General features: G+C 71.1%; 7 protein-coding genes and 1 pseudogene. 6 read left to right on the top strand and 2 right to left on the bottom strand.

The features are described from left to right. A partial coding sequence (locus B0W88_RS26845) for a GntR family transcriptional regulator (protein WP_077037647.1) occupies positions 1–529 on the top strand: 529 nt, incomplete at its 5' end. Next, positions 526–1,698, top strand: coding sequence for a benzoate/H(+) symporter BenE family transporter (locus B0W88_RS26850; RefSeq protein WP_077037648.1), 1,173 nt, complete (start codon positions 526–528; stop codon positions 1,696–1,698). The genes B0W88_RS26845 and B0W88_RS26850, both read left to right, overlap by 4 nt. Here the strand turns inward: B0W88_RS26850 and B0W88_RS26855 are convergent. Both B0W88_RS26855 and B0W88_RS26860 read right to left on the bottom strand, forming a co-directional pair. Next, on the bottom strand, positions 1,683–3,179 hold the full coding sequence (locus B0W88_RS26855; protein WP_077037649.1) for a gluconokinase: 1,497 nt from the start codon (positions 3,177–3,179) through the stop codon (positions 1,683–1,685). The two genes, B0W88_RS26850 and B0W88_RS26855, sit on opposite strands and share 16 nt — an antisense overlap. Continuing rightward, positions 3,176–4,537 (bottom strand): GntP family permease, encoded by a 1,362-nt coding sequence (locus B0W88_RS26860; protein WP_077037650.1) that lies wholly within the window; start codon positions 4,535–4,537, stop codon positions 3,176–3,178. Before B0W88_RS26860 ends, B0W88_RS26855 begins: the two co-directional genes overlap by 4 nt. Positions 4,538–4,679: 142 nt before the next feature. Between B0W88_RS26860 and B0W88_RS26865 the strand changes: the two genes are divergently transcribed. From B0W88_RS26865 to B0W88_RS26880, 4 genes and pseudogenes are all read left to right on the top strand, one after another. Further along, entirely contained in the window at positions 4,680–5,711 is a 1,032-nt protein-coding gene (locus tag B0W88_RS26865) for a LacI family DNA-binding transcriptional regulator (protein WP_077037651.1), read from the top strand. 41 nt (positions 5,712–5,752) lie between these two features. After that, positions 5,753–6,709: a glutathione synthase gene (gene gshB, locus B0W88_RS26870; RefSeq protein ID WP_077037653.1), complete on the top strand. Its 957-nt coding sequence runs from the start codon at positions 5,753–5,755 to the stop codon at positions 6,707–6,709. Positions 6,710–6,713: 4 nt separating this feature from the next. Next, positions 6,714–8,870 carry an FUSC family protein gene (locus B0W88_RS26875; RefSeq protein WP_077037652.1) on the top strand — a complete coding sequence of 719 codons (2,157 nt, stop codon included), beginning with the start codon at positions 6,714–6,716 and terminating at the stop codon, positions 8,868–8,870. After that, a pseudogene (locus tag B0W88_RS26880) lies at positions 8,870–8,979 on the top strand (S-(hydroxymethyl)glutathione dehydrogenase); the annotation flags it as partial. The gene B0W88_RS26875 and the pseudogene B0W88_RS26880, both read left to right, overlap by 1 nt.

An 8,979-nucleotide genomic window follows, 5' to 3' on the forward strand; every position in this document is an offset into this window, starting at 1 on the left:
CCTCGTCGACATCGGCAACAAGCGCACCGCCACTGTCGCCCGCCCCAGCCTGGAGGAAGGCAAGGCCGTGTTCGAGATGCGCCGCTGCCTGGAGGCCGAGGTCGTGCGCCTGGTGATCAGGAAGTGGAAGCCCTCGATGGGCACGGCGCTGGAAGCCCATGTGCGCGAAGAGCGCGCCGCCGCGGCCGAGCACAAGCCCACCGCGTCCATCCGCCTGGCCGGCGAGTTCCACGTCAAGCTGGCCGAGATGGCCGGCAACCCGCTGCTGCGCCGCTACCTCGATGAGGTGGCGACCCGCTGCTCGCTGATCCTGGCCGTGCACGGCCGGCCGCATTCGTCGGAATGCGCGGTCAACGAGCACCGCGACCTGATCGCCGCCCTGCGCCAGGGCGATGCCGACAAGGCGATCGCGCTGATGAACGCGCACCTGGAAGGCATCGAGAGCCGCGCGCTGCTGCCCAGCGCCGACGACGAGCCCGAGGACCAGCTCGCCCGCATGCTGGCGCCCTACGCGCGGGCGGCCGGATGAGCCAGCGCGCACCGTCGCCGCTGCAGGCGTTCTCCGTTTCTGCCACCGTCGCCGGCTTCGTCGCCGTGCTGGTGGGCTTCACCAGCTCGGTGGCCATCGTGTTCCAGGCCGCGCAGGCGTTGGGCGCCACGCCGGAGCAGACTTCATCCTGGATCTGGGCGCTGGGCCTGGGCATGGGCATCACCAGCCTGGGCCTGTCGCTGTGGACGCGGCAGCCGATCCTGACGGCCTGGTCCACGCCCGGCGCGGCCTTGCTGGCGGGCACGCACGGCGTGTCGATGCCGGAGGCGATCGGCGCCTTCATCGTCTGCGGCGCGCTGATCGCGCTGTTCGGCGCGACGCGCTGGTTCGAGAAGCTGATGGACCGCATCCCGCTGGCCGTAGCCTCGGCGCTGCTGGCCGGCGTGCTGGCGAAGTTCGGCCTCGACGCGGTGCTGCAGGTGAAGACCGCGCCGCTGATGGTGCTGGTGATGGCGCTGGCCTACCTGCTGGGCAAGCGGCTGTGGCCGCGCTATGCGGTGCCGGGCGTGCTGCTGGCGGGCATCGTCGTGGCGGCGGTGCAGGGGCGCTTGCAGCTGGGTGCGGTGGACTGGTCCTGGGCGAGGCCGGTGTGGACGACACCCAGCTTCAGCGTGGGCGCCTTGATCGGCGTCGCACTGCCGCTGTTCGTCGTCACGATGGCCTCGCAGAACCTGCCCGGCGTGGCGGCGCAGCGCGCCTCGGGCTACCAGACGCCGGTGTCGGCCTCGATCGCGGCCACCGGCGTCGCCTCGATGCTGCTGGCCCCGTTCGGCGGCTATGCGCTGAATCTCGCGGCCATCACCGCGGCGATCTGCATGGGCCGCGAGGCGCATGAAGACCCGGCGCGGCGCTACATGGCCTCGGTGATGGCGGGCGTGTTCTACATCGCCATCGGCCTGGCCGGCGGCGCGGTGGTGGGCCTGCTGGCGGCCTTCCCACACGAGCTGGTGGCGGCGATCGCCGGCCTGGCGCTGCTGGGCACGATCGCCGGCGGCCTGGCCGCCGCGCTGAAGGACGAGCATCACCGCGACGCGGCGATCCTGACCTTCCTGGTGACGCTGTCGGGCCTCTCGATGGCGGGCATCGGCTCGGCCTTCTGGGGCGTGGTGGCGGGCAGCGTGGCGCTGCTGGTTCAGAAGCGGCGCTGAAGCTCGGCGAGCTGGCTGTACTGCTGTTCCAGCTGCCGAGGCAGTGCGTCGAAGATCGGCGTCAGGCGGCGATACGCTGCGGCATTCGCCTCGATCGGCTTGTGCTGCTGCGTGGCGCCGATCATCGCGTTGACCGCGTCCAGCGACTCGATGCGCCCCAGTGCATGCAGGCCCAGCACGGCGGCGCCGAGGCAGGAGCTTTCGACGCTTTCGGGCACGACCAGCTCGCGCTCGAACACATCGGCCATCATCTGTCGCCACAGCGGCGAGCGGGCGAAGCCACCGGTCGCCCGGATCGTGCAGTCGCTGCCGACCAGTGCCTCGACCACCGGCAGCAGCCCGCGCAGGTTGAACATCACGCCCTCCAGCGCGGCGCGCACCATGTGCTCTTTCCGATGGCCCAGGTGCAGGCCGAACCACGACGCGCGCAGGTCGGCGTTCCAGAACGGCGCCCGTTCGCCGGCGAGATACGGATGGAACAGCAGGCCGCCGGCGCCGGGCGGCACGGACTCGGCCAGCTTCAGCGCGGCATCGGCGTCCTCGCCGGCCAGCAGCACGTCGCGGATCCAGCCGAGCACGATGCCGCCGTTGTTGACCGGGCCGCCGACGACCCACAGCTTCTCGGTCAGCGCGTAGCAGAAGGTGCGGCCCTCGGGGTCGGTCAGCGGCCGGTCGACGACGGCCCGCATCGCGCCGCTGGTGCCGATGGTCACCGCGAGCTGGCCGGGGCCGATGGCGCCGACACCGAGGTTGGACAGCACGCCGTCGTTGGCGCCGATGACGAAGGGCGTGTCCGGCGGCAAGCCGAGTTCGGCCGCGCAGGGCAGGGCGGGCAGGCGGTGGCCGGTCGGCACCGGCGCTGGCAGTTGCTCGCGGCGCAGGCCGGTCAGGGCCAGCGCGCCGTCGTCCCAGTCCCGCTGCTGGAGATTGAAGAGGCCGGTCGCGGAGGCGATCGAATGATCGACCACCGAGACGCCGAACAGCCGCTCGATCACGAACTCCTTGATGCCGGCGAAGCGCGTTGCCGCCTGCCAGAGCGCCGGCTTCGATTCGCGCAGCCACAGCAGCTTGGCCAGCGGCGACATCGGATGGATCGGCGTGCCGGTGCGCCGGTAGACGTCCAAGCCATCGGGCGAAGCCTTCAGCCGCGCGGCCTGCGCAGCGGCGCGGTTGTCGGCCCAGGTGATGCTGGCGGTCAGCGGCTCGCCATTCGCATCCAGTGCGATCAGGCTGTGCATCGCCGCGCTGAAGCTGACGCAGGCCACGTCATCGCAAGTCACCGGGCTGTGAGTAACGGCGAGCTTCAGCGCCGTCTTCACCGCGTCCAGGATCTGCCGCGGGTCCTGTTCGGCCGCATCGGGCTCCGGGCGTAGCAGCGGGTATTCGACCGTGTGCTGCGAGACCGGCTTCCCGTCCAGCGTGAAGACGACCGCCTTCGTGCTCGTGGTGCCGATGTCGACACCCACCATGACGGCGCTCATACGACCACCGACAAGGCCATGATGAAGATGATGGCGACCACCGACAGGATCGTCTCCATCGCCGTCCAGGTCTTGAAGGTCTCGCCCACGGTCATGTTGAAGTATTGCTTGACCAGCCAGAAGCCGGCGTCGTTGACGTGCGACAGGATCAGCGAGCCCGCGCCGGTGGCCAGCACCAGCAGTTCCCTGTTGACGCCCGGGATCAGCGCTGCGACCGGGGCCACGATGCCGGCGCCGGTGATCGTCGCGACGGTGGCCGAGCCGGTGGCGATGCGGATCACGCCGGCCACCAGCCAGGCCAGCAGGATCGGCGAGACCTGGGCCTGCAGCGCCAGCTGCCCGATCGCATTGCCCACGCCGCTGGCCACCAGCATCTGCTTGAAGCCGCCGCCGGCGCCGATGATGATGACGATGGCCGCGGTCGGGGCCAGCGCCTCGTCGACCAGCTTCTGCAACTGCTTCGTCGAGAAGCCGCGCGACAGGCCGAAGGTCCACAAGGCCAGCAGCAACGCCGCCAGCAGCGCGGTGATCGGGTGGCCGATCAGGTCCATCCATTGGCGGAAGGGCGCGCCGTCCGGGAAGAACACGTCGGCAAAAGCCTTCAGCAGCATCAGGAAGACCGGCAGCAGCACGGTCGCCAGCGTGATGCCGAAGCCGGGCAGTTCGTCTTCCGAACCGTCGGCGCGGCCGGCCAGCACGGCCATCAGCTCCGGCGAGGGCTCGGGCTTCACATAACGCGACACCAGGCTGCCGAAGATCGGGCCGGCGATGGCCGCGGTAGGCAGGCCGACGACCAGGCCGTAGAAGATCGTCTTGCCGATGTCGGCGCCGAACACCCCGATCGCCAGCAGCGGTCCCGGATGCGGCGGCACCAGGCCGTGCACCACCGACAGGCCCGCCAGCAGCGGGATGCCCACCTTCACCAGCGGCACGCCGGAGCGGCGGGCGACGATGAAGACCAGCGGGATCAGCAGCACGAAGCCGATCTCGAAGAACAGCGGAATGCCCACCAGGAAGGCCGCCAGCATCATCGCCCAGTGCACCTTGGCAGGCCCGAAGGCGCGCACCAGCGTGCGGGCGATCTGGTCGGCGCCGCCCGATTCGGCCATCAGCTTGCCCAGCATCGTGCCCAGCGCCAGCACGATGCCGACGAAGCCCAGCACGCCGCCGAAGCCGTCCTGATAGGCCTTCATCACCTGCGCCACCGGCATGCCCGAGCTCAGGCCCAGGTAGCCGGCGGCGAGCGTCAGCGCGATGAAGGGGTGCAGGCGGATGCGGGTGGTGATCAGCAGGATCAGCCCGAGGATGGCGATGCCGGCATCCAGCAGCAGGAAGGTGTCATGGCTCAGGCCGAACATGGTCGTTGTCTCCTTGGATAGCGCTGTCCAATCCAGCTGTAAAAATCGCCTGCGGTGCGATCTGAAGGCGTCGCTTGCCGAGGCGGATTGGATAGCGCTATCCTAGGCCTCGATCTCGCCATTAATCTAGGTAATTACCCGAATGTCAAAACCCTCCCGGGTCTCGCGCGCCTCGGGCCGCATCACGTTGGCCGATGTCGCCCGCGAGGCCGGTGTCAGCCCGATCACGGCCTCTCGCGCGCTGCGGGCGGATCGCAATGTGGCGGCCGAGCTGGTGGCGCGCGTCCGCGAAGCCGCCCAGAAGCTGCATTACCAGCCGGATGCGGCCGCCCAGAGCCTGGCCTCGCGCAGCAGCCGCAACGTCGTCCTGCTGGTGCCGCTGCTGTCCAACCGCGTGTTCGGCGACCTGGTGGAGGCGGTGCAGGGCAGCCTGCAGCAGGCTGGCTACCAGACCCTGATCGGCGTCACCCACTATCACCCGGCCGAGGAAGAGAAGCTGCTGCACAGCTACCTGCGCCTGAAGCCGGCCGGCGTGATCCTGACGGGCAGCGACCACACGCCGGCCACGCTCGCGATGTTGTCGACCCTGGCCGGGCAGGGCGTGCCCTGCGTGCGCGTGATGGAGCTGGGCGGGGCGGACGACGCCAGCGCCTGGTCCGTCGGCTTCTCGCAGCGGGACGCCGGCCGCGCGATCACCGGCCACCTGGTCGAGCGTGGCCGCCGCCGCATCGCCTTTGCCGGCGCGCAACTGGACCCGCGGGTGATGCAGCGCGCCGCCGGCTGGCGCGAGGCGCTGGAGGCCGCGGGCCTGACGACCGAGCTCGCGCTGCTGGACCCGCGGCCCTCGTCGATCGCCCTGGGCGCCGAGATGCTGGAACGCCTGCTCAAGCAGCAGCCCGACGCCATCTTCTTCTGCAACGACGACCTCGCCCAGGGCGCGCTGCTGGCCGCGCTGCGGCTGGGCCTGCGCGTGCCGCAGCAGCTCGCCATCGCCGGCTTCAACGACCTGGAGGGCAGCGCCCAGATGCTGCCGCCGCTGAGCACCGTGCGCACCCCGCGCGCGGCCATCGGCGAGCGCGCGGCCCGGCTGATGCTGGACCTGCTGGCCGGCACGCCGCCGGCCAGCCGCAGCGTCGATCTGGGTTTTGAGCTGATCCTCCGCGAGAGCACTTGATTGATGCAACACTTGCGGGCCCAACAGGAAGCCTGCCGATGATGAAACTGCTGTTCGTTGCCGACCCGCTGGAGTCGTTCAAGACCTACAAGGACACGACCTTCTCGATGATGCGGGAGGCGGCCCGTCGAGGCCACCAGTTATGGGCCTGCCATCCGGCCGACCTGGTCTGGCAGCAGGGCGCGAAAGTCACCGCCCATGGCGCCCGCTGCATCACGCTGACCGGCGACGCGGACGACTGGTTCAAGGTCGAGCAGACCGCCGACCTGGCGCTCGCCGACACCGACGCCGTGCTGATGCGCAAGGACCCGCCCTTCGACAGCGAGTTCTTCTACGCCACCCACCTGCTGGGCCAGGCCGAGCGCGAGGGCGCCAAGGTCTTCAACAAGCCGGCGGCGCTGCGCGACCACCCGGAGAAGCTCGCCATCCTCGAGTTCCCGCAGTTCATCGCGCCGACGCTGGTGACCCGCAGCGACGCCGCCATCCGCGCCTTCCACGCCGAGCACAGGGACGTGATCCTGAAGCCGCTGGACGGCATGGGCGGCATGGGCATCTTCCGCGTGGGCCCGGACGGCATGAACCTCGGCTCCATCATCGAGACCCTCAACAAGGGCGGCGCCGAGACCGTCATGGTTCAGCGTTATGTGCCGGAGATCAAGCAGGGCGACAAGCGCGTGCTGGTGATCGGCGGCGTGCCCGTGCCCTTCTGCCTGGCGCGCATCCCGCAGGGCAGCGAGATCCGCGGCAACCTGGCGGCCGGCGGCAAGGGCGTGGCCCAGCCGATCAGCGCGCGGGACCGCGAGATCGCCGAGACCATCGGCCCGATCGCCGCCGCCCGCGGCCTGCTGCTGGTGGGCCTGGACGTGATCGGCGACTGCCTGACCGAGATCAACGTCACCAGCCCGACCTGCTTCCAGGAGATCAGCGACCAGACCGGCTTCGACGTGCCGAAGATGTTCATCGACGCGCTCGAACAAGCCATCCTCGCCGCCGCCTGACGCCGTGCGCCGCCTGTTCTCGGGCCTGACGGCCGCGCAGATCAACGGCCTCAGCGTCGCCCTGGGCGTGCTGGTGATCCAGAGCAGCTTCGCCGCGCTCGCCGGCCACGAGACGGCCGCCGCGGCGATCAGCGGCGCCGTCTGCACCAGCCTGCCGGACCTGCCCAACGCGCCCAAGCGCACCTGGCCGCGGCTGCTGCCCGCGCTGCTGGCCACCGCGCTGGTGACGCTGCTGGTGGGCCTGGGCCGCGCCTCGCCAGTGGCGATGACCGGCTTGATCGCCGCCATCGCCTTCCTGAGCCTGATGGCGATGGCCTGGGGCCTGCGCGCCGGGCCGCTGTCCTTCTCGCCGGTCCTCGCCCTGGTGTTCGCGATGGCCTGGGGCGTGCCCGACTCGAAGCTCGATGCCTTCGAGCATGCCGGCTGGGTGCTGGCCGGCGGCGCCTGCTATGCGCTGTGGGCCCGGCTGACCTCGCAGCTGCTGCGCCGCCGCTACCGCGAGCTGGCGCTGGCTGGCGCGATGCGGGCCTGCGCGAAGCGCCTGCGCTCGCGGGCCGCGCGCATCGCCGGCGAGGTGCCCGTCGAGGAGCTGACGATGCGCGCCTCGATCGCCGACGACGTGCTGCTGGCCGACGCGCTGCAGAACGCCCGCGACCATATCTTCGCCGCGCGCCCCTCGCCCCACGCGCGCCGCCAGGTCGACCTGCTACTGGGCCTGATCGAGCTGCGCGACCTGCTGCTGGCCAGCCGGCTGGACACCGAGCACCTCGGCGACGATGCCGCCGGCCTCGGCTGGCGCCGCGCGCTGGCGACCACCCAGCGCCACCTCGCCGATGCGCTGGACGGCTTGGCCGCCGCCACCGACCGTGGTGCAGCGCCGCCGCAGCTCTCGGCAGCGCAGTGGCGCCGCGAGCTGGCGCTGCGCCTGGCCGAGGTGGATGCCGACGTGGACGACGAAGACCCGCGCCGCCACCTGATCCAGGCGATCCAGGGCCGGCTGGGCTACATGCTGGACGACATCGCCGCGATGGCCGCGCGCCTCACCGCGCCCGATCGCAGCGACGACGCCGCCCCGTTCACGCCCGAGCAGCTGCGCCAGTTCGTCTCGCCGGAAGGCTGGCCGCTGGCCGCGCTGAAGGCCCACCTGACGCTGGACTCCGGCGTGCTGCGCCATGCGATCCGCGCCACGCTGGCGCTGTCGCTGGCCTATGCCGTCGGCCACTGGATGCCCTGGCACGCCCATCCGCACTGGCTGGTGCTGAGCGTGGCCGTCGTGCTGCGCGGCAACCTGGAGCAGACGCTCTCGCGCCGCAACCAGCGGATCATCGGCACCGTGATCGGCTGCCTGGTCGTGGCGGCGCTCGCGCATATCCACGACGAGCCCAAGCTGCTGGGGCTGATCTTCGTGGCCGCCGTCGGCACCTCGCATGCCTACGTCAACCAGCGCTATGTCGTCGCCGCCACCGGCGCCACGCTGATGGCGCTGCTGCAGCCGCTGCTGCTGGAGCCGGGCAGCCACCCGGCCTTCGCCGAGCGCCTGGCCGACACGGTGGTCGGCGCGCTGGTGGCCTGGGCCTTCTGCTTCGTGCTGCCGTCCTGGGAGCGCAAGTCGCTGCAGCGCTTGTCGCGCCAGCTGCGCGGCACGCTGGCGCGGCATGCGCGCAACGTGCTGCGCTGGCAGCCCTCGGCCGAGCAGCAGCTGGCCGCGCGGCTGACGCGCCAGCAGGCCTATGCGGCGCTGGCCGCGATCGCCGGGGCCGCACAGCGCACGCGCGTGGAGCCCTCGCATGTGCGGCTGGCGGAGGCCGAAGTCGAGGCGTTGCTGACCCATGGCTACCGGCTGATGGCGCTGCTGGGCATGGTGCAGCAGATGATCGGGCGGCGCATCGCGCGGCTGGATCCGCAGGTCAGCGCGGCCGCGCTGGACGCGGCGGCGGAGCCGGTCGTCGAGGCGCTGCAGCCGCACGCCGAGGTACCCGAGACACGCGACCCGGGCCTGGCCTTCTCATCCGACTGGCCCGAGCACGGCCAGCAAGACCTGACCCCCTGGCTGGAGCGCCGCCTGCACCTGTGCCGGCGCGAGGCCGTCATGCTGAGCAACGCGGTAAGCCTTATGCTGCGCGCCGATTCACAGAACCCCACCGAGGAGTACAAGCCATGATCAAGACCCGTGCCGCCGTCGCCTGGAAGGCCGGCGCCCCGCTCACCGTCGAAGACGTGATGCTCGACGGCCCGCGCGCCGGCGAGGTGCTCGTCGAAGTCAAGGCCAC

Source organism: Pelomonas sp. KK5 (assembly GCF_001984095.1).
Taxonomy (GTDB): Bacteria; Pseudomonadota; Gammaproteobacteria; order Burkholderiales; family Burkholderiaceae_C; genus KK5.

Coding starts and splice junctions, on each gene's coding strand:
- B0W88_RS26850 (WP_077037648.1), top strand. CDS start 526: ATGAGCCAGCGCGCACCGTCGCCGCTGCAGGCGTTCTCCGTTTCTGCC.
- B0W88_RS26855 (WP_077037649.1), bottom strand. CDS start 3,179: ATGAGCGCCGTCATGGTGGGTGTCGACATCGGCACCACGAGCACGAAG.
- B0W88_RS26860 (WP_077037650.1), bottom strand. CDS start 4,537: ATGTTCGGCCTGAGCCATGACACCTTCCTGCTGCTGGATGCCGGCATC.
- B0W88_RS26865 (WP_077037651.1), top strand. CDS start 4,680: ATGTCAAAACCCTCCCGGGTCTCGCGCGCCTCGGGCCGCATCACGTTG.
- gshB (WP_077037653.1), top strand. CDS start 5,753: ATGAAACTGCTGTTCGTTGCCGACCCGCTGGAGTCGTTCAAGACCTAC.